The 17,802-nt window shown below is 63.6% G+C and carries 18 protein-coding genes; 2 read left to right on the forward strand and 16 right to left on the reverse strand.

Translation table 11 applies throughout. The annotated features are described in order from the left end of the window. Window positions 1-47: 47 nt before the first annotated feature. From AT302_RS02150 to AT302_RS02190, 9 genes are all read right to left on the reverse strand, one after another. The gene (locus AT302_RS02150) at window positions 48-491 is read right to left on the reverse strand and encodes a YchJ family protein (RefSeq protein WP_058377003.1); all 444 of its coding nucleotides are present in this window, start codon (window positions 489-491) and stop codon (window positions 48-50) included. 14 nt (window positions 492-505) lie between these two features. Then, the gene (locus tag AT302_RS02155; protein ID WP_058377004.1) at window positions 506-1,111 is read right to left on the reverse strand and encodes a 2-hydroxychromene-2-carboxylate isomerase; all 606 of its coding nucleotides are present in this window, start codon (window positions 1,109-1,111) and stop codon (window positions 506-508) included. A gap of 127 nt (window positions 1,112-1,238) precedes the next feature. Then, the gene (locus AT302_RS02160; protein WP_058377005.1) at window positions 1,239-1,916 is read right to left on the reverse strand and encodes an SDR family oxidoreductase; all 678 of its coding nucleotides are present in this window, start codon (window positions 1,914-1,916) and stop codon (window positions 1,239-1,241) included. A gap of 87 nt (window positions 1,917-2,003) precedes the next feature. Next, the gene (locus AT302_RS02165; protein WP_058377006.1) at window positions 2,004-3,185 is read right to left on the reverse strand and encodes an acetyl-CoA C-acetyltransferase; all 1,182 of its coding nucleotides are present in this window, start codon (window positions 3,183-3,185) and stop codon (window positions 2,004-2,006) included. A gap of 149 nt (window positions 3,186-3,334) precedes the next feature. After that, window positions 3,335-4,015, reverse strand: coding sequence for a carbonate dehydratase (gene can, locus AT302_RS02170; protein WP_058377007.1), 681 nt, complete (start codon window positions 4,013-4,015; stop codon window positions 3,335-3,337). Window positions 4,016-4,063: 48 nt separating this feature from the next. Further along, window positions 4,064-5,881 carry a bifunctional isocitrate dehydrogenase kinase/phosphatase gene (gene aceK / locus AT302_RS02175; protein ID WP_058377008.1) on the reverse strand — a complete coding sequence of 606 codons (1,818 nt, stop codon included), beginning with the start codon at window positions 5,879-5,881 and terminating at the stop codon, window positions 4,064-4,066. 130 nt (window positions 5,882-6,011) lie between these two features. Continuing rightward, complete coding sequence (locus tag AT302_RS02180; RefSeq protein WP_058377009.1) at window positions 6,012-7,193, reverse strand: isovaleryl-CoA dehydrogenase; 1,182 nt, start codon at window positions 7,191-7,193, stop codon at window positions 6,012-6,014. 160 nt (window positions 7,194-7,353) lie between these two features. Beyond that, entirely contained in the window at window positions 7,354-7,827 is a 474-nt protein-coding gene (locus tag AT302_RS02185) for a PaaI family thioesterase (protein WP_237172045.1), read from the reverse strand. A 61-nt stretch (window positions 7,828-7,888) separates the two neighbouring features. Further along, window positions 7,889-8,341, reverse strand: a complete 453-nt coding sequence (locus AT302_RS02190; RefSeq protein WP_058377010.1) for a MerR family transcriptional regulator — start codon at window positions 8,339-8,341, stop codon at window positions 7,889-7,891. Between the two features lie 179 nt (window positions 8,342-8,520). Here AT302_RS02190 and AT302_RS02195 point away from each other — a divergent pair, with 179 nt between their 5' ends. Beyond that, window positions 8,521-9,603: an MBL fold metallo-hydrolase gene (locus AT302_RS02195; RefSeq protein ID WP_058377011.1), complete on the forward strand. Its 1,083-nt coding sequence runs from the start codon at window positions 8,521-8,523 to the stop codon at window positions 9,601-9,603. 89 nt (window positions 9,604-9,692) lie between these two features. Here the strand turns inward: AT302_RS02195 and AT302_RS02200 are convergent, their stop codons facing one another. The 6 genes from AT302_RS02200 to argS all read right to left on the reverse strand — a co-directional run bounded on the left by AT302_RS02200 (window position 9,693) and on the right by argS (window position 16,664). After that, complete coding sequence (locus AT302_RS02200) at window positions 9,693-10,547, reverse strand: hypothetical protein (RefSeq protein WP_058377012.1); 855 nt, start codon at window positions 10,545-10,547, stop codon at window positions 9,693-9,695. A gap of 140 nt (window positions 10,548-10,687) precedes the next feature. Further along, window positions 10,688-12,007, reverse strand: a complete 1,320-nt coding sequence (locus AT302_RS02205) for an MFS transporter (RefSeq protein ID WP_058377013.1) — start codon at window positions 12,005-12,007, stop codon at window positions 10,688-10,690. A 276-nt stretch (window positions 12,008-12,283) separates the two neighbouring features. Continuing rightward, window positions 12,284-13,126: an SDR family oxidoreductase gene (locus AT302_RS02210; protein ID WP_058377014.1), complete on the reverse strand. Its 843-nt coding sequence runs from the start codon at window positions 13,124-13,126 to the stop codon at window positions 12,284-12,286. A 45-nt stretch (window positions 13,127-13,171) separates the two neighbouring features. Further along, window positions 13,172-13,852, reverse strand: a complete 681-nt coding sequence (locus AT302_RS02215) for a thiol:disulfide interchange protein DsbA/DsbL (RefSeq protein ID WP_058377015.1) — start codon at window positions 13,850-13,852, stop codon at window positions 13,172-13,174. Window positions 13,853-14,150: 298 nt separating this feature from the next. Then, entirely contained in the window at window positions 14,151-14,843 is a 693-nt protein-coding gene (locus tag AT302_RS02225) for an SPOR domain-containing protein (protein ID WP_058377017.1), read from the reverse strand. A 57-nt stretch (window positions 14,844-14,900) separates the two neighbouring features. After that, window positions 14,901-16,664, reverse strand: a complete 1,764-nt coding sequence (argS, locus tag AT302_RS02230) for an arginine--tRNA ligase (RefSeq protein WP_058377018.1) — start codon at window positions 16,662-16,664, stop codon at window positions 14,901-14,903. A 163-nt stretch (window positions 16,665-16,827) separates the two neighbouring features. On the opposite strand from argS, the gene AT302_RS02235 reads away from it, so the two are divergent. After that, window positions 16,828-17,151, forward strand: coding sequence for a DUF1840 domain-containing protein (locus tag AT302_RS02235; RefSeq protein WP_058377019.1), 324 nt, complete (start codon window positions 16,828-16,830; stop codon window positions 17,149-17,151). A 179-nt stretch (window positions 17,152-17,330) separates the two neighbouring features. On the opposite strand, the gene AT302_RS02240 is transcribed toward AT302_RS02235, so the two are convergent. After that, the gene (locus AT302_RS02240) at window positions 17,331-17,654 is read right to left on the reverse strand and encodes a hypothetical protein (protein WP_058377020.1); all 324 of its coding nucleotides are present in this window, start codon (window positions 17,652-17,654) and stop codon (window positions 17,331-17,333) included. Window positions 17,655-17,802 lie beyond the last annotated feature (148 nt).

The raw sequence follows: 17,802 nt of genomic DNA on the forward strand, positions 1-17,802 counted from the left end.
TCGGATCAGAAACTTGTCGGCGGCGAGCGTGCGAACGTGACTTGTGGTCAGTCGAACAGATCGCCGTCGATATAGCGCCAGCGGCCGTCGTCGGTGCGCTCGAAGCGGCTGCGCTCATGCAGCCGGTGTGCGCGGCCACCCACTTTGTAGCGCGCGACGAATTCCACTTCGGCGTGTGCGTCGTCGCGTTGCAAATGCGCTTTGACTTGCAGGCCCAGCCATTGCGGTGCGTCATCGAAATCGAGCGTCGCGGGGCGCGTGCGCGCGGCCCACGTGTCGATCAGATAGGGCGCGTTCTGACGCACGAACGCGGTGTATCGCGAACGCATCAGTGCCTCGGCCGTCGGCGGCAGCTCACCGCCGTCGATGTAGCGTCCGCAGCACGAGTCGAACGCGAGACCGCCGCAGGGGCAGCCTTCGCGCTCGAAGTCCGACGCCGTGGTCGAGGTGGCGGATGCAGCATTGGCGCGGGGCGATTTGGGGCTTGCCATGTCGTCGTGCCCCGTCAGACCTTGCCGTTTTGCAGGCAGGCTTCCACCTGACCGAAACGGTCGTAGCCCCAGAACGGCTCGCCGTCCACGATCACGAAGGGCGAGCCGAACACGCCACGCGCCATCGCCAGATCGATTTCCGCCTTGAGGTGGTCCTTGGCCGCGGGCGAGTGCATGCCCTTGTCGAGTGCCGCGCCGTCGATGCCGAGGGTCTCGCCGAGCCTGACGAGTTCGGCGGGCTCACCGATGTTTACGTCGTCGACGTAGAGCGCGCGGTAGATCAATTTGGCGAATTCTGCGGCGAGATCGCCGCCGCGATGATCTGCCACCCAGAGCACGGCGCGCTCGGCGCACTGCGTCGGAATGGGGAAGTGCGACGGACGCTTGTACGCAATACCCTTGAAGCGGGCCGTGCGTTCGACGTCACGACGCATGTACTCGGTCTTGATCGGATGCTGCACCGGCGCGCCTGTGCCGTTCACCTTGTAGACAATGTCGAGCAGGATCGGATGCCAGGCGACACCGCGTCCGTACTTGTTGGCAATCTCGTCGATGCAGGTGCTCGCAAAATACCCGTACGGGGATGCGAAGTCGAAATAAAAGTCGATGGCGGACGTCATGGTGGCTCCGTTTCAGAATGACGTTTCTGGCCCGCTTATCAAAAGATACGGCGGTAGGGCGTACAGCTTGTTATTCGTTGACTACGTTGACTACAGTGATTCCGGTGCTGCTCTGCAACGTGCTGGCTTACCAAGTGAGCGCGTTGCCGTCGTAATTGAAGAACCCGCCGTTGTGCGTGGCGCGCTCGCCCGGGGCGCGGGCCAACACGCGGCGCATGCCGGCAACGCTCGTCTGCACGTCGATGTCGGCGTTCTCGCCGCCCATGTCCGTGCGCACCCAGCCCGGGTGCATCGCTACGCAAGTCGCCTGCTGCGCTTCGAGCGAGGCGGCCTTGACCACCGAGTTCACGGCGGCCTTGCTGGCGCGATACAACCAGCTGCCGTTCGAATCCATCAATGCGACGCTGCCCATGCGGCTCGACAGAAAACCGAACGACCCCTTGGCCTCTTCGACGAACGGCAACACGAGCGGCGCGACCTGCATCGCCCCGAGCACGTTCGTGTGAAACACGCGGTCGAATTCTTCGCGCGTAATCGGCGCGAGGCCGGTCGTGCGTTCTGAATTCACACCGGCGTTGTAGATGGCGACATCGAGCGCTTCACCATCGAGCTGCCACGTGAGCCCGGCGACCGACTCGATACGGGTGACGTCGAGTTTGAGCGGTTGGGCGCCGAGATCGCGCAGCGCGGCCAGACCCTCGTCATTGCGGGCCGTGCCGATCACGCGCCAGCCGTCTTCCCGGTATTGCCGCACGAATTCGAGACCGATACCGCGGGAAGCACCGAGGATGAGGGCAGTTTTCATGACGCGTGAGTCCTTGTTTGAGGGCTGCCGGGAGGACGGTGAGCCAAGTGGCCCAAGTCGCCCCTGATGACCGGCAGCCGGAATTGGTCAGACGAGTTCGATCGCCATGGCCGTCGCTTCGCCGCCGCCGATACACAGGCTGGCGACGCCGCGCTTGCCACCGGTCTTGCGCAACGCCCCGATCAAGGTGACCAGAATACGCGCACCCGAGGCGCCGATGGGGTGACCGAGGGCGCAGGCGCCGCCGTGAATGTTCACCTTGTCGTGCGGCAGATCGAATTCGTGCATGGCGGCCATCGTGACGACGGCAAAGGCTTCGTTGATTTCGTACAGATCGACGTTGCCTGCCGACCAGCCGGTTTTCTCGAACAGCTTGCGAATCGCGCCGACCGGGGCCGTCGTGAACAGGCCCGGCGCTTGGGCGAACGTGGTGTGCCCGGCGATGCGTGCGAGCGGCGTCAGGCCGAGGCGCTTGGCGGTGGACTCGCGCATGAGCACGAGCGCGGCGGCGCCGTCGGAGATCGACGACGAGTTGGCGGCCGTCACGGTGCCGTCCTTGCGGAAGGCGCCCTTGAGGGTCGGAATCTTCTCGGGGTTGGCCTTGAACGGCTGTTCGTCGTGCTCGACCACCGTGTCGCCCTTGCGGCCCGGCACCGTCACCGCCGTGATTTCCCACGCGAAGGAACCGTCCTTCGTGGCGTTCTGTGCGCGCTCCAGCGAGGCGATGGCGAAGGCGTCCTGCGCTTCGCGCGTGAAGGCGTAGCGGTCGGCGCACTCTTCGGCAAACGTGCCCATCAGACGGCCCTTGTCGTAGGCGTCTTCCAGACCGTCGAAAAACATGTGGTCGATGACCTGACCGTGTCCCATGCGCATGCCGGCACGGGCCTTGGGCAGCAGGTACGGCGCGTTGCTCATGCTTTCCATGCCGCCGGCGACGATCACGTCGGCGCTGCCGGCAACGAGCATGTCGTGCGCGAACATCGCCGCGCGCATGCCCGAGCCGCACATCTTGTTGACCGTGGTGGCACCGGCAGCGAGCGGCAGACCCGCGCCGAGCGTGGCCTGACGGGCAGGCGCTTGGCCCTGACCGGCGGGCAGCACGCAGCCCATGACGACTTCGTCGATTTGTTCGGGTTTGAGTCCGGCGCGCTCAACGGCCGCACGAATGGCGGCAGCGCCCAGTTGCGGGGCGGCAACGTCGCCGAACACCCCTTGCAGGCCACCCATCGGGGTACGGGCAGCGGAAACGATAACGATCGGGTCTTGCATGGCAGTTCTCCTGTAATCGGTGACCGGTGCCGTCGGCGTTTGCCGCCGGCACCGGGATATCCAATGCTTCAGTCGTTCCGTCGTCCGCGAGCGCTGCAAGGGCTGGCAGGTGCCCGAGGGCACCCGCTAGTGAGGCTAATGCGCTTGAATTACGCGCGCGGATTACGCAGTTCTGCAAATGCCGCGACGCAGCGTTCATACACGCGCGGCAGGGCTTCAAGGCTGTTGACCGACATGCGCAGATCGCGCACCAGACCGTCGCGCAGGCCGTACACCCAGCCATGCACCGTGACCGGCTGGTTGCGGGCCCACGCGTCGCGCAATACCGTCGTGTGGCAGATGTTCACCACCTGCTCGATGGCGTTGAGTTCGCACAGGCGGTCGTGGCGCGCATCGCGCGAGGGCAAGGCGTCGATCTGGTCGAGGTGGCGCTCGTAGACATCGCGCACATGGCGCAGCCAGTTGTCGACGAGACCCATCTTGGCGCCGTCGAGCGCTGCACCCACGCCGCCGCAGCCGTAGTGGCCGACCACCATGATGTGGCGCACCTTGAGCACTTCGATGGCGAATTGCAGCACCGAGAGGCAGTTCAGGTCGCTGTGCACCACCACGTTGGCGATGTTGCGGTGAACGAACACCTCGCCCGGTGCGAGCCCTGTGATCTGGTTGGCCGGGACGCGCGAGTCCGAGCAGCCGATCCACAGATACTCCGGGGCTTGTTGTTTGGCCAATCGCTCGAAAAACGCGGGATCTTCCGCGTTTACGCTGGCAACCCAGGCGCGGTTGTTGTCGAGCAGATGGATCAGGGGTTGGTCTTTGTCTTCAGTCATGATCGTGTCATCCGGTGGGCGTGTCGTGCGCTGTGTGGCGTCATTCGCTCAAGCCACCGCCGCCCGGGCGGGGCGGGCTGTGGCGTGCGTGGCACCGCTGCCGGTGCCGTAGCGATTGACGAAACGCAGCGAGACATCGTACGGATAGAAGTCGTGCATCTGTCCGGCTTGCACCCGTTCCTGATGGCTTTGCCACAGGGCCGGGTCGAAGAAGTCCGGATGATGCTGGCTCAGAGAGTGCCGCACGCGCGGGTCGCCGGTTAAAAACGTCTCAAACGTCTGCGGAAACACGTCGTGCGGGCCTACACGGTACCAGACTTCCCCCGACATCGCCTCTTCTTCGTTACGGGGTTCTGGTACTCGACGGATGTGGCAGTCCGTCAGATATTCCAGTTCGTCGTAATCGTAGAAGACCACCCGGCCGTGGCGGGTCACACCGAAATTCTTGTACAGCATGTCGCCCGGGAAGATGTTCGCCGCCATCAGTTCCTTGACCGCATTGCCGTACTCGCGCATCGCATGATCGATCTCGGCGTCCGACGCGCCTTGGTGCAGCCAGAGATTGAGCGGCGTCATGCGGCGCTCGATATAGCAATGGCGAATCACCAGCGCGTCGCCGTCGATCTCCAGCAGCGACGGCACTTCCGACTGAAGCTCGGCGAGCAGCGCGTCGTCGAAACGCGCGAGCGGAAACGCCACGCTCGAGAACTCCAGCGTATCGGCCATGCGGCCCACGCGATCATGCTGCTTGACCATCAGATACTTCGCCTTCACCTGCTCGCGCGTCGTCTCCTTGGGCGGCGCAAAGCGCTCGCGGATGACCTTGAAGACGTACGGATAGGACGGCAGCGTGAAGACCAGCATCACCAGCCCGCGAATCCCGGGGGCGGTGACGAATTTGTCGCTCGAATGCTTCAGGTGATGCAAAAAATCGCGGTAGAACAGATTTTTTCCGTGCTTTTGCAGGCCGACCGACGTGTAGATCTCCGCCTTCGGCTTGCTCGGCATGATGGTGCGCAGAAACTGCACGTAGGCCGAAGGCACTTCCATGTCGACCATGAAGTACGCGTGCGTGAAGCTGAACACCACACGCAACTCATCGCGGCGCAGCAGCACCGTGTCGAGTGCGAGATACCCGTCGGCGTCGTGCATGATCGGCATCGCGAACGGCGTGGTCACATCGCCGTTGACGATCCGGCCGACGACGTACGCCGCCTTGTTCCGGAAAAACAGCGATGCGAGTACGTGAATCTGGAAATTCGGGGCTTGCTCGAATTCGCCGAATGCTTCGTCGATCGCACGCATCACATAGGCCACATCGCGCGGCAGATCGGCGAACGGGCGCGTGAGCTGAAAGTTCGTGACGATGCGCGAGAGTGTGGCGGCCATGCCGTCCTGCGCCGGGTAGTAGACCCGGTACGTCGGCTTCGCGGCGGGCGCATCGTTCTCGATGTATTCCGTCGCGATAGCAGGCCGCACGAAAATGAAGCGATTGTTGAAGTACGAGCGGTGCAGGATCTTGCAGCAGACCGAGTTGAAGAACGTCTCGGCCAGTTCCGGCTGGCGATGCTCCGTGAGCAACCCAATGTAGTGCAGCTTCACCTGCTGCCAGACATCGTCGTCAAGCGCTTGGGCATCGAAGCGGCTCGCCAGCGTAGCAACGCATTCGCGCACGCGTTCGTCGTAATAGGCGATGCGATTGCGCTGGAGCTTCTGGATGCCGGTGAAGTCACCCGCTTCGAAACATGCCTGTGCCGCCACGCACACCTCGCGAAAGATGCGGTAGTGCTTGTCGAAGCCGTCCAGCATCGTGCGGGCGACGTCGTAAGCGATCTGCGACGACAGGAGTTTCGGAAAGTGATTCATACCGGTCGGGAAGGGCGCAGGGGGCGATCTCCGGCTGATTGTAGCCTTCCGGTCTGCCCCCGTATCGATATGGCGTCGCCCTTGCTATCTCCCTGATATTGCGTGAATTGCCGTGCGTTACATGCGCGTGTTACATGGTTTCCGCGAACAGCTCGCGGCCGATCAGCATGCGGCGGATCTCCGACGTGCCGGCGCCGATCTCGTAGAGCTTCGCGTCGCGCCACAGGCGGCCCACCGGGTATTCGTTGATGTAGCCGTTGCCGCCCAGAATCTGGATCGCTTCGCCGGCCATCCACGTGGCCTTTTCCGCCGTATAGAGAATCACGCCGGCGCAGTCCTTGCGGACCTGACGCACGTGGTCGCTGCCCAGCGAATCGAGCTGACGGCCCACCGCGTACAGATACGCGCGGCTGGCTTGCAGAATCGTGTACATGTCGGCGACCTTGCCCTGAATGAGCTGGAATTCACCGATCGACTGGCCGAACTGCTTGCGATCGTGGATGTACGGCACGACCACGTCCATGGCGGCTTGCATGATGCCCAGCGGACCACCGGCGAGCACGGCGCGCTCGTAGTCCAGACCGCTCATCAGCACCTTCACGCCACCGCCGACCTGACCCAGCACGTTCTCTTCCGGCACTTCCACGTTCTCGAAGACCAGTTCGCCCGTGTGCGAGCCGCGCATGCCGAGCTTGTCGAGCTTTTGCGCGACCGAGAAGCCCTTCATGCCTTTTTCGACGATGAACGCCGTCATGCCGCGTGCGCCCGCTTCCGGGTCGGTCTTGCCGTAGACCACCAGCGTGTCGCAATCCGGGCCGTTGGTGATCCACATCTTGGTGCCGTTGAGTACGTAGCGATCGCCGCGTTTTTCCGCGCGCAGCTTCATGCTCACCACGTCCGAGCCGGCATTCGGTTCGCTCATGGCCAGTGCGCCGACGTGTTCGCCCGAGACCAGCTTCGGCAGGTACTTCGCCTTTTGAGCGGCTGTGCCGTTGCGGTGAATCTGGTTCACGCACAGATTCGAGTGGGCGCCGTATGACAGGCCGACCGAGGCCGAGGCGCGCGAGATTTCTTCCATCGCGATCATGTGCGCGACGTAGCCCATGTTGGCGCCGCCATACTCTTCCGAGACGGTCATGCCGAGCACGCCGAGGTCGCCCATCTTGCGCCAGAGGTCCATCGGGAATTGGTCGGTGCGGTCGACTTCGGCGGCACGCGGAGCGATTTCTTTCGCCGCGAAGTTCGCGACCGAATCGCGCAGCATGTCCAGGTCTTCACCGAGCATGAAGTTGAGGCCGGGCAGCATAGTCATGAGGCAGTCTCCAGAGGGGCGCGTGGCTCGTGGCTCGCGCTTATGTTCGGGTGGTGTTGGGTAGCTTCTAAAGCGGTATTCGGCAGGGTGCGGAAGCGTGGCGCGAGGTCATCGACCTAAGCGACCTAAGCGACGTCTAGCAGGGCCGCCCGAGCCGGTATCAGCGCGTGGGCGGCAGCACGAACAGCGTTTGCTGCATGAGTGCGCACAGCGTCCATTTGCCGTCGTCGATGGCGAAGAGTTCGGCGGTTGCGACGATGAGCGAGCGCCCGGCTTTGACGACCTGACCGCGTCCGACCAGTGTATCGCCCTTGCCCGGCGCGAGAATGTTCAGCTTGTATTCGGCGGTGACCAGCTCGTGCTCGGGCGAAATGCGCGTGTAACCGGCGTAGCCGCCTGCGGAGTCGGCGATTGCGCCGATGACGCCGCCATGGAAGTAGCCGTGCTGCTGGTTGACCTTGTTCGAGAAGGGGAGTGTGATCTCGCAGTGACCATCGGCCAGATGCGTGATTTGTGCACCCCAGTGGGTCATTACGCCTTGCGCATCAAAGCTAGCGCGAATTTTCGCGGCGACGGCATCGTCGAGCGGAGCAGCGTGAGAGACGGAAACGTTCATGGCGATGGGCGGCTTCAAGACCACAGATCGACAAATACTACTTTACGTTAACGTAAACGTAAAGTAGGGACTTTCCAGATCAATGCGAGGTCGCGGGCACCTTCACGCGACGCGAGAGCGTGGGCGGCGCCGACTCGCCGGCCGCCTCAAGCAATGCCAGACACTGCGCTTCGTGCTGGGAGACCTCGTCGAGCGTGGCGTGAAGGTCTTCGAGTTGTTGTTCGAGGACTTCGCGGTGCTGGGCGAGCGTTTCCAGAAACACCTTGAGCTGCGGCACGGTGTCTTTCGGCGATTCGTAGAGATCGAGAATCGTCTTGATCTCGGAGAGGGTCAGACCGAGCCGCTTGCCGCGCAGGGTGAGCTTCAGGCGCGTGCGGTCCTGACCGGTGTACACGCGATGGCGTCCGCCGGGGCCCTCGCGGGCGGGCGTGAGCAGCCCCTGATCTTCGTAGAAGCGAATCGCCCGGGGCGTAATGTCGAACTCGCGTGCGAGGTCGGTGATCGTGTAAGTCAGCATCGGGTTGGCAGGCATGGTGTGGGCGTGGCTATGCGTGGCTAAGCGTGGCGATGGCGTGGCTGCGACGTTTAAGCGGGCGCTTACCATTGCAGATAGAATTGCCGTTTACGTTAGCGTCAAGTTGCATCGTATGCAATCGGTGACGGCGTCTACTTCAAGAACAACAGCACAAGCCCATCTGGAGCGTGGCCCCCGTGAATGCCCTCGAACAACAACTGAATTACCCCTTTGGTGAACTCCTGCCCGACGGCGGTACCGTGCACGAAGTCGTGCCGGGCGTCTTCTGGGTGCGCATGCCCCTGCCATTCGTGCTCGATCACATCAATCTGTGGCTGCTGCGCGACGAGGTAGATGGCGTCAAAGGATGGACGGTTGTCGATTGCGGCATCACGCATCCGCAAATCAAGGCGTACTGGGAGAAGGTGTTCGACACCGCGCTCGGCGGCGAGCCGGTGCTGCGTGTGCTCGTCACGCATTGCCACCCCGATCACCTCGGCCTCGCGCATTGGATCTGCAAGGGCGGCGACAAGCAGCGCTGGGATGCCCGCCTCGCGATGTCGCAGGGCGACTACGCGTGGGGCCGGTTGATGTCGTCGGGCGATAACAACAACAGCTCGAATGCCGGCGGCGAATTTGCCGTGGCGCACTTCATCGCGCATGGCCTCGCCGACGAAGCGATGATCGACCAGATTCGCCATCGCAAGACTTACTTCAGCGATCTCGTACCCGAAGTGCCGTCGCGCTTCTACCGTTTGCGCGATGGCGACACGCTGCGTATCGGTGGCAGCGACTGGCGCATGATTGCGGGCTTCGGCCATTCGCCCGAACACATGGCGCTCTACAGTGAACAGCACAACGTGCTGATTTCTGGCGACATGGTGCTGCCGCGCATCTCGACCAACGTCAGCGTGTTCGACATCGAGCCCGAGGCCAACTCGCTGCAACTGTTCCTCGATTCGCTGGGCGTGTATCTCGATCTGCCGGAAGACTGCCTCGTGCTGCCGTCACACGGCCGCCCGTTCACCGGGTTGCACACGCGTATCCGGCAACTGCGCGATCATCACGACGCCCGTTTGCAGGAAGTGCGTGAGGCGTGCGCCAAGTCGCCGCAAAGCGCGGGCGACATCGTGCCGATCATGTTCCACCGCAAGCTCGATGCACACCAGACCACGTTCGCCATGGGCGAGGCGCTGGCGCATTTGCACATGCTCTGGCGCAAGGGTGAGCTCAAACGCGCACGCGACGAGAAGGGCGTCTGGCGATTCTCGCCGGCGTGACGGCGTAGTGCAGTAACAGCGGCGGTAACAGCGGCGGTAACGAAGCGACGGCCCCATCATCGCGTCGCTTCAAATCGTTGCAGATCGCCTCAATGGCGTGGCAACACGCCGAAGCGTTTTCCTACCGTATCGATCACCACGATATGGTCGAGGAAGGGCGCGTTGCCAATCGTCGGGGCCATGCGATCGTCGTCGCGCAACGTGTAGGCCAGCGTCACGTGCACCGCTTGCCCGCCGACCGTCAGCGCGAGGTCGGTGCGCTTGGGCAGCATCACCAGCGGATTCCCCCAAGCAGGCACCGTAATCGGCACGGGCCGGTCGTCCGCCGTGGCGGTGTCCGGGATCAGTGCCCATTGATCCGGCGGCACCACCAGCTCGAACATGCTGCTCCCTGTATCGAAGATCGCCAGCCCGCTGAATGCCGGGGCAGCATAGTCCACCAGAATCTTGTCGCGCAGGTTGCCTGCGCTTTCCCGATATCGCGAGAAATGCGCGGGCCATCGTGCGCTCAACGCGTCCGTTTGTTCCGGGTTCAGCCAGTAGATACGTTGCTCGCGATAGTCGATCGCGATGGCCATCCCGCGCGTGAACGCGTAGCCGAGCGTACCGATCAACGGAGGCTCTTCCGGCGAGCGCGGCGCACTTCCCAATGCGGGGCGAGCTTCGAACGAGACTGGCATGCGCAGCCCACTGTCGAAGATGAGCGCCATTTCCGCGGGTAACTTCGACGAGGTGGATAACGCATCGTCAGCCACCCCCAACACCGGACCGGCGGCTCGCCCATAGAGCAGATTCGCCGGTGCCCCCGTATCCCATTGAAAACGCACACGCTGACCGGTGGCGGCCAGCGTCGCCTCGATAAAGATGGCGGTGCGCTCGTGAACCTTCCCGTCCAGTCGCGCAGACGCAAACTTGAAGGGCAGCCAATCCTGATACTCGAACATGGGGGCAGACGTCTCAGTGCCGGGCGCGGGGGCGGCGGCCAAAAAGAAAACCCCGCTGTCGCGGGCGCGAGAGCGGGGTATCGGGTCGACAACGAATGTCAGTCATCGCAGTGGCGGCGCTGGCATCGCGCTGGCGGCAATCAAGCGTGCTGCGCTGCCGACGGAATGTGACGGCCATCGCGGCCGAGCAGTCCGTACGTGACGAGGCTGATCGCCACGGTGAGCAGGATGTAGTACGCCGGGGCCAGCTCGTTTTGCGTCGCCTTGATCAGATACGTGATCCAGAACGGCGCCAGACCGCCGAAGAGCATGACCGACACGTTGTAGAGAATCGACACGCCCGTCGAGCGCACACCCACCGGGAACACTTCGGTGACGGCCGTCGGGAATGCGCCCCACACGAAGCCCATGCAAACGGCCGGCAGAATCTGCGCGAGCAGCAGGTTGCCCATCGACGGCGCGCCATGCAGGCGCGTGAACATCCAGAACGACACCAGCCCGTAGAGCAGCACGAACAGCAGAATCAGCGGCTTGCGGCCCACACGGTCCGAGATCCAGCCCGTGAGCGGGCACATGAACGCGATCAGCATGGCGGCGACAAACGTCGACAAGCTTGCCGCGCCCTGCGACAGACCGAGTTGCTTCACGGCGTAAATCGGCGTGTAAATCAGCGTGACGTAGAACGACGTCGTCGCAGCCACCGTCAGGCCGAAGCCGGCGATCAGCGAGCGATAGTGATTCGCGAACACTTCGGCGAGCGGCGTGCGGCGCGTGGGTTCACGCACGGCGGCGTAGGCGAGGAACTCCGGCGATTCCGTCATGCGGCGGCGAATGTAGAAACCCACCGGACCGATCAGAATCCCGAACAGGAACGGCAGACGCCAGCCCCACGATTCCAGCGCTTCTTTCGTCAGCCCCGTGTTGAGCAGATACGCACACAGCCCGGCGAGCGCGACGGCCAGCGCTTGCGAGCACATCTGGAAGCTACCGTAGAAGCCACGCAGGTGCGGCGGCGAGAACTCGATCAGCATGGCCGTCGAGCCACCGAATTCACCCCCGGCGGAGAAGCCCTGAATCACGCGTGCCAGCAGAATCAACAGCGGTGCTGCAAAGCCGATGGTCGCGTAGGTCGGGGCGATCCCGATCAGGCCGGTGCCCAGCGCCATGAGCAGCACCATGACCGACAGCGCCGATTTGCGGCCCGCATGGTCGGCGTAGAGACCAAAGGCAATACCGCCGATGGGACGGAAGAAGAACGCGACACCGAGTGACGCCACGCTCGCGAGCAGCGAGTTGGTGTCGTCAACGGCAGGGAAGAACAGTTTTGCAATGACGACGGCGAAAAGGCCGTAGACGGTGAAGTCGAACCACTCGAATGCGTTGCCCAGCGTAGACCCGATCACAGCCTTGCGTCGCAGCGCCGGATCGATAACCGGCGTGCCGGTGGGGGTTGCCTGCATGTGCCTCTCCTGCTCTTGGTTGGGAGCGCCGCACTTGGAAGCCTCACCCGGCAGCATCCGCGCGCCGGTATGGCCTTCTCTCGGGTGGCGGCAAAACCGTTCAGTGACGTGTGTGACCTCTGTTTGAGTGACTTATCCACTCTAGCGCAGGTACGCGACGCACCACAACGGGTCAATATTCCGCTGGCGGGAGGCTGTTTCAGGGATGAGACGCGGGGAGAGGCGAGGGGGCGGGCGCCAAGCCGCATAAGGCAGCGCCCGCGTGTGAGCGCTGGCTCAGGAAGGATCGGTGTCCGTTTTCGACGCGGCTTGCGTGTCATCCGCCGCTTTCTGCCGATCTGCCATACGCGGCTTGCGTGGGGCTTTGGCGAAGGCCATGTCATAAAGCCAGCGCGGCAGGCACTTCAGCAGGCAGGCCACCACGCCCATCTGCCACGGCAGCACGACAAAGCGCTTGCGCCGCGCAATGGCACTGGCGGCCTTGCGCGCGAACTTGCCGGCATCCATCAGGAACGGCATCGGGAACGGATTGCCGTCGGTCATGGGCGTTCGGATGTAGCCCGGTGCGATCGTGACCACGGCGACCTTGTCGGCGCGAAGTTCCACTCGCAGGCTCTCCAGATACGTCATCGCCGCGGCTTTTGACGCGCTGTACGCGCCGTGCCCGGGCAGGCCGCGTACGCCCGCCACGCTGCCGATACCCACGAGTGCGCCACGTTTCACTGCGCGCATGGGGCCGACAAACGGGCTGAACGTCGCGACCATCGCCATCCAGTTCGTGTCCATGACGGACGCGAAATGGGGCAGGTCGGCGGGGTCTTCCGTGTTCACGCCGTGGCTGATGCCGGCGTTGGCGATCACGATATCCGGCGTGCCATGGCGTGACATGAAGTCTTCGGCTGCGGCGCGCAATGCGACGGCGTCGCGCACGTCGAGCGCATAGCAATGTACGGCGTGTGGATGCGGCAGCGTGGCGGCCAGATCGGCGAGCTTGTCGCCGCGCCGGCCCACCAGCCCGAGAATGGCGCCCTCGGCGGCGTAGTGCCGCGTGAGCGCCTCGCCCAGCCCGCTGGAGGCGCCCGTAATGAAGACCTTCGGTGATGCAGTATGTGTCGCCATGAACGCAAAAGCCCGGCCGGAGCCGGGCTTTGTGAGGCGCGAAGCTTAGAGCTTCTTCGCGCGGATCTGATTGATGATCGAATCGGCCGTCTTGAGGGCTGCGTCGAACGTCTGCTGCTCGGTCGTGGCCGGCTTGCCGGCCTTTTGCAGCGCGTCGCCCGAGGTGGCCGGCGAGACGAGGTACTTACCCTGAATCGCGATCGTCGGCACGCCGTCGATCTTGTAGTCCTGCCACGTCTTGTTGGCGTTCTTCACGTTGGTTTGCGTGGAGAATCCGTTGTACGCGTCGAGATACTTCTGTTTGTCGATGCCGAACTGCGAGAGGAAGTCGGCTTGCGTTTGTGCGGTCAGCAGGTAGTTGTGCTTGACGTGGATTTCGTTGAAGACCTTCGGCGTGAGTTCGCCTTCCTTGCCCAGCGCGGTCAGCGCATAGAACATGCGCGTGTGCGGCTCGAAGCGGTCCTGGAAGGCCACCGGCACGCGTTTAAACACGACGTCCTTGCCCTGCGCCTTGACCCACTTTTCAAGCGTCGGCTCGAGCGCATTGCAATGCGGGCAGCCGTACCAGAAGAATTCGGTCACTTCGATCTTGCCGGCCCCCGCCGAAAGCGGTTGCTGCGGAATCGCCAAATAGTCGGTCCCCGCGACCGGCGCTTCAGGCGAGGCCACGGCCGCACCCGAGAGAAACCCGAAAGAAATCAGAACGGCACCAAGAAGTTTTTTCATGATCGTTGTTTAGGAGTGAAGCAGGCGCGCCAGCGCTGGTGTAGCGACGCTTCTGCGAAACCATAGCCCGGAATGAGGGGGAACAGGCCCTAAGGCACATTCGCCACTGCGTATGACCGGGCGGCATTCGCCGGGTTCAACGCGTCGAGTGTGTCGAGTGTGCCAAATTCCCCCCGCATGATGGGGCATTTTGCGACGACTTGCTGTACCGGCATGCGCTCGCGACCGGCCTGACAGATGACTTCGGCGATCGGAACACAAGCGGCGTTGCGACAGGCGCAACGCCGCTTGCATTCGTTCATTGCTTCGTGAAACGGATGACTGCCGTGTCGTAGCCGCCGTCTTGCAGGCGTTGACGCACGTGGTTCATCTCGTCGAGCTTGCCGTACGGGCCAAGGCGCACGCGGAACAGCGTGAGGCCGTTGGCGTCGCGCTGCGTCACCTTCGCTTCAAAGCCCGACAGGGCCAGCTTGGCACGCAGTTGCTCGGCGTCGTTTTGCGACTTGAACGCACCCACTTGCAGGTAATAACCCGTGCTGGCGTTATCCGTGGCGCTGGCCGGGGGCGTCGTCGGCGGTGCGACCGGGACGGTCGACTTGCCGTTCAGGATGTCGGCCGGCGAGGGCTTGGCCGGCGGGGTGGCCGGCGTGGCCGGCACGGCCGGTGCCGTGGCTTCAGGTGTGGCGGGCGTAACCGTCGTGCCCGGGACGAGCGGCGACGTGACGGCCGGCTGCGACGCGGTATCCGGCGTCACTGTGCCCGGGGTGCCCGGCAGCGGGGTTCGCGGCTGGAGCGACTTGTTCGGATCGGGCGGCTGCGCGGCCGGCGAATTGTCGGCAGGGCGCGGCGGCGTCTTTTCGACGAACGGGGTCGGCGTCTTCGTAATGTAGAGCGCAACAACGACGGCAACGGCCAGCCCAACGATCAGGCCGAGCACGATGCCCAGGAATGTGCCGCCCCGCTGGCGGGGCTGACGACGTTTGTTTGCCATCGAGTCGATTCCGTCCTTACAGAGTTCCGTTGCGTTTCCGGTTCGGAGTGGTTGGAGTTACATCTTGGCCGGTGCAGACACACCCAGCACGGCCAGACCGTTGCGCAGCACCTGACGCGTGGCCGCGAGCAACGCGAGGCGCGCATGCTTGACGGTTTCGTCGTCGACCAGCACGCGGTCCGAGTTATAGAACGAGTGGAACGCGCCCGCGAGATCGCGCAGATAGAACGCCACCGCGTGCGGGGCCAGTTCTTCGGCGGCACGCGTGAGCATGTCCGGATACTCGGCGAGCAGTTGCAGCAACGCGAGGGCGCGCTCGCTGTCGAGCGGCGACAGATCGACGTTCGCCAGCTGCGCTTCGTCACCGCCCCACTGCGTCAGGATCGAGCAGATACGGGCGTGCGCGTACTGCACGTAATACACCGGGTTCTCGTCGTTCTGCTTGAGCGCGAGATCCACGTCGAACACGAATTCGGTGTCGGCCTTGCGCGAAATCAGGAAGAACCGCACGGCGTCGCGGCCACGGCGCAGCGCGTCTTCACGGGCGGCCGGGTCGGTGACCGGCGTCTCGGCCGTGATGCCGCCCGACCATTCGATCAGGTCGCGCACGGTCACGTAGCTGCCCGCACGCTTGGAGATCTTCACCTCTTCGCCGTTGCGCATGACGGTGACCATCTTGTGCAGCACGTAGTCGGGGTACCCCTTCGGAATACCGATGCCGAGCGCTTGCAGACCGGCGCGCACGCGGGCGATGGTGCCGTGGTGGTCCGAGCCCTGCACGTTGATGACCTGATGGAAGCCGCGATCCCACTTGCGTGTGTGATACGCCACGTCGGGCACGAAGTACGTGAACGTGCCGTCGGACTTGCGCATCACGCGGTCCTTGTCGTCACCGTAGTCGGTCGTGCGCAGCCACAGCGCGCCGTCCTGTTCGTACGTCACGCCGGCATCGATGAGCGCCTGTACCGTGCGCTCGACGCTGCCGTCGGCGTACAGCGACGACTCGAGGTAGTACTGATCGAAGATCACGCCGAACGTTTGCAGATCGATGTCCTGCTCGCGGCGCAGATACGCCACGGCAAACGCGCGGATCGAGTCGATGTCTTCCACGTTGCCGCTGCCGGTGACCGGCGCGCCGTCGGAAGCCTGCACCGTCTTGGCGGCGAGGAAATCTTGTGCGATGTCGCCAATGTAGTCGCCGTTGTAGGCCGACTCGGGCCACTCGGCGTCACCCGGCTTGAAACCGCGTGCACGGGCCTGCACCGACGTCGCCAGCGTCTGAATCTGCACGCCGGCGTCGTTGTAGTAGAACTCGCGGTGCACCGGGCGGCCTTGCGTGTCGAGCAGTGCCGAGATGGTGTCGCCCAGCGCGGCCTGACGGCCGTGACCGACGTGCAGCGGGCCGGTCGGGTTGGCCGAGACGAACTCGATGAGCACCGGCGCAGCTTCGTTGCTGGCAGCACGGCGGCCGAATGCGGCGCCTTCGGTCAGGATGGCACTGGCCACCGACTGTTTGGCGGCATTGGCCAGTCGCAAATTGATGAAGCCGGGACCGGCGATTTCAACGGCGTCGACCAGACCTTTGGCGCGTGCGTCGGCGAGAATCGCTTCGGCGATCTTCTGTGCCAGCTCGCGCGGGTTGGCGCGCAGCGGCTTGGCGAGTTGCATCGCGACGTTGCAGGCCAGATCGCCGTGAGCGGCGACCTTCGGGCGTTCCAGCAGGATCGTCGGCGCGGCCGGTGCGGTGCCGTCAGTCGGCAGCAGGCCGGTAACGACGTCGCCGATCAGCGCGACGAGAGCATTCTTTTGGGCGGGTAGCATGGCGGGTGTTTCGGGTGCGTCCGGACGGCGTCCAGACAGGCAATTGAATCGTCAGCACCGGATTTTAACAGGTGTATGATGATTCCACGGTGCCCGCGGCCCCGCGCATTACGTGACATGGGGGCGCAGCGGCAGTGGGGATAAGTCGAATAAGGAGGCAACCATGCTGGTAACGTTCAAGTCGAAAGCGTCACCGAATATCACCATGCTGGAAAATCTCGCACAGTATTTGCTCGGTCTCGTCGGCAAAAAGCTCGGCGAACGCGGGGCGATCGGGGATGACGAAACGGGCGGTGCGATCGCCAAGCTCGAAGCGGCGATTGCGGAAGACAACGAAGCGGCGAAGAAGGAAAGCGAGGGCAAGAAGTCCGACGAGCGCGACGAAGACAACCGCCTGCGGCTCGCACAACGCGCGTATCCGTTGCTCGACATGCTGCGCGAAGCCAACAAGCTCAATGTCGCCGTCATGTGGGAAACCGGCAACTGATAACCCGGCACCAACCCGGCACCGAAGTCGAAAAAAAGCAGGCCACGAATCGTGAGCCTGCTTTTTTTATGCCCGGCCGGAAGAGGTGGTCACCCCCGGGCGAGGGGCGGCAATGATGCAGTGGTGACGCTCGACCGGCTGGAAGCATTGGGGCGCTTGGATGTCCGTGCGCCCCACGCTTACTGGGCCTTGCCCGGTGCGTTATCCGGCGCGTTGGTGGCACCGTTACCGGTGTTGCCGTTGTTCGGCGTCTTCTTGGTGCTGTGACGCGGCTGTTGTGCGTGCGAATTCGGATGCGGGTTCGACGGCGTCATGGTCTGTGCACCCGGCGTCGGGGCCGCCGGCGAAGTCGGATCGGCCCGGCTCGGCATCGGCGTCGTCGGTGCGGTCGTGCTGCCGCCGCCCGGGCCGGCTGCGCCGCCACCGCCAGCACCTTGGGCAAAGCTCAGTGCCGAGGCACCGGCGAGGGTCAGGGCAGCAACCGAAATGATCAGCTTTTTCATCAGATGGACTCCTTTGCATTGCACTGCACATCGTAGGAATACTGGGTGCAGGCCTCACTTACGTTAGTGAGATTTCAGTCTAAGAGTCCGCAAACCACGGTGCTGTAAGGCTTTGTAATCGTTTGTAATTCGGCTTCTTCCCACGCGA

It is taken from the genome of Pandoraea norimbergensis, assembly GCF_001465545.3.
Classification (GTDB): domain Bacteria; phylum Pseudomonadota; class Gammaproteobacteria; order Burkholderiales; family Burkholderiaceae; genus Pandoraea; species Pandoraea norimbergensis.

Bases quoted from the DNA above. Each gene is read 5' to 3' on its own strand.
- AT302_RS02150 (WP_058377003.1), bottom strand. From the start codon at position 491: ATGGCAAGCCCCAAATCGCCCCGCGCCAATGCTGCATCCGCCACCTCG.
- AT302_RS02155 (WP_058377004.1), bottom strand. From the start codon at position 1,111: ATGACGTCCGCCATCGACTTTTATTTCGACTTCGCATCCCCGTACGGG.
- AT302_RS02160 (WP_058377005.1), bottom strand. From the start codon at position 1,916: ATGAAAACTGCCCTCATCCTCGGTGCTTCCCGCGGTATCGGTCTCGAA.
- AT302_RS02165 (WP_058377006.1), bottom strand. From the start codon at position 3,185: ATGCAAGACCCGATCGTTATCGTTTCCGCTGCCCGTACCCCGATGGGT.
- can (WP_058377007.1), bottom strand. From the start codon at position 4,015: ATGACTGAAGACAAAGACCAACCCCTGATCCATCTGCTCGACAACAAC.
- aceK (WP_058377008.1), bottom strand. From the start codon at position 5,881: ATGAATCACTTTCCGAAACTCCTGTCGTCGCAGATCGCTTACGACGTC.
- AT302_RS02180 (WP_058377009.1), bottom strand. From the start codon at position 7,193: ATGACTATGCTGCCCGGCCTCAACTTCATGCTCGGTGAAGACCTGGAC.
- AT302_RS02190 (WP_058377010.1), bottom strand. From the start codon at position 8,341: ATGCCTGCCAACCCGATGCTGACTTACACGATCACCGACCTCGCACGC.
- AT302_RS02200 (WP_058377012.1), bottom strand. From the start codon at position 10,547: ATGTTCGAGTATCAGGATTGGCTGCCCTTCAAGTTTGCGTCTGCGCGA.
- AT302_RS02205 (WP_058377013.1), bottom strand. From the start codon at position 12,007: ATGCAGGCAACCCCCACCGGCACGCCGGTTATCGATCCGGCGCTGCGA.
- AT302_RS02210 (WP_058377014.1), bottom strand. From the start codon at position 13,126: ATGGCGACACATACTGCATCACCGAAGGTCTTCATTACGGGCGCCTCC.
- AT302_RS02215 (WP_058377015.1), bottom strand. From the start codon at position 13,852: ATGAAAAAACTTCTTGGTGCCGTTCTGATTTCTTTCGGGTTTCTCTCG.
- AT302_RS02225 (WP_058377017.1), bottom strand. From the start codon at position 14,843: ATGGCAAACAAACGTCGTCAGCCCCGCCAGCGGGGCGGCACATTCCTG.
- argS (WP_058377018.1), bottom strand. From the start codon at position 16,664: ATGCTACCCGCCCAAAAGAATGCTCTCGTCGCGCTGATCGGCGACGTC.
- AT302_RS02235 (WP_058377019.1), top strand. From the start codon at position 16,828: ATGCTGGTAACGTTCAAGTCGAAAGCGTCACCGAATATCACCATGCTG.
- AT302_RS02240 (WP_058377020.1), bottom strand. From the start codon at position 17,654: ATGAAAAAGCTGATCATTTCGGTTGCTGCCCTGACCCTCGCCGGTGCC.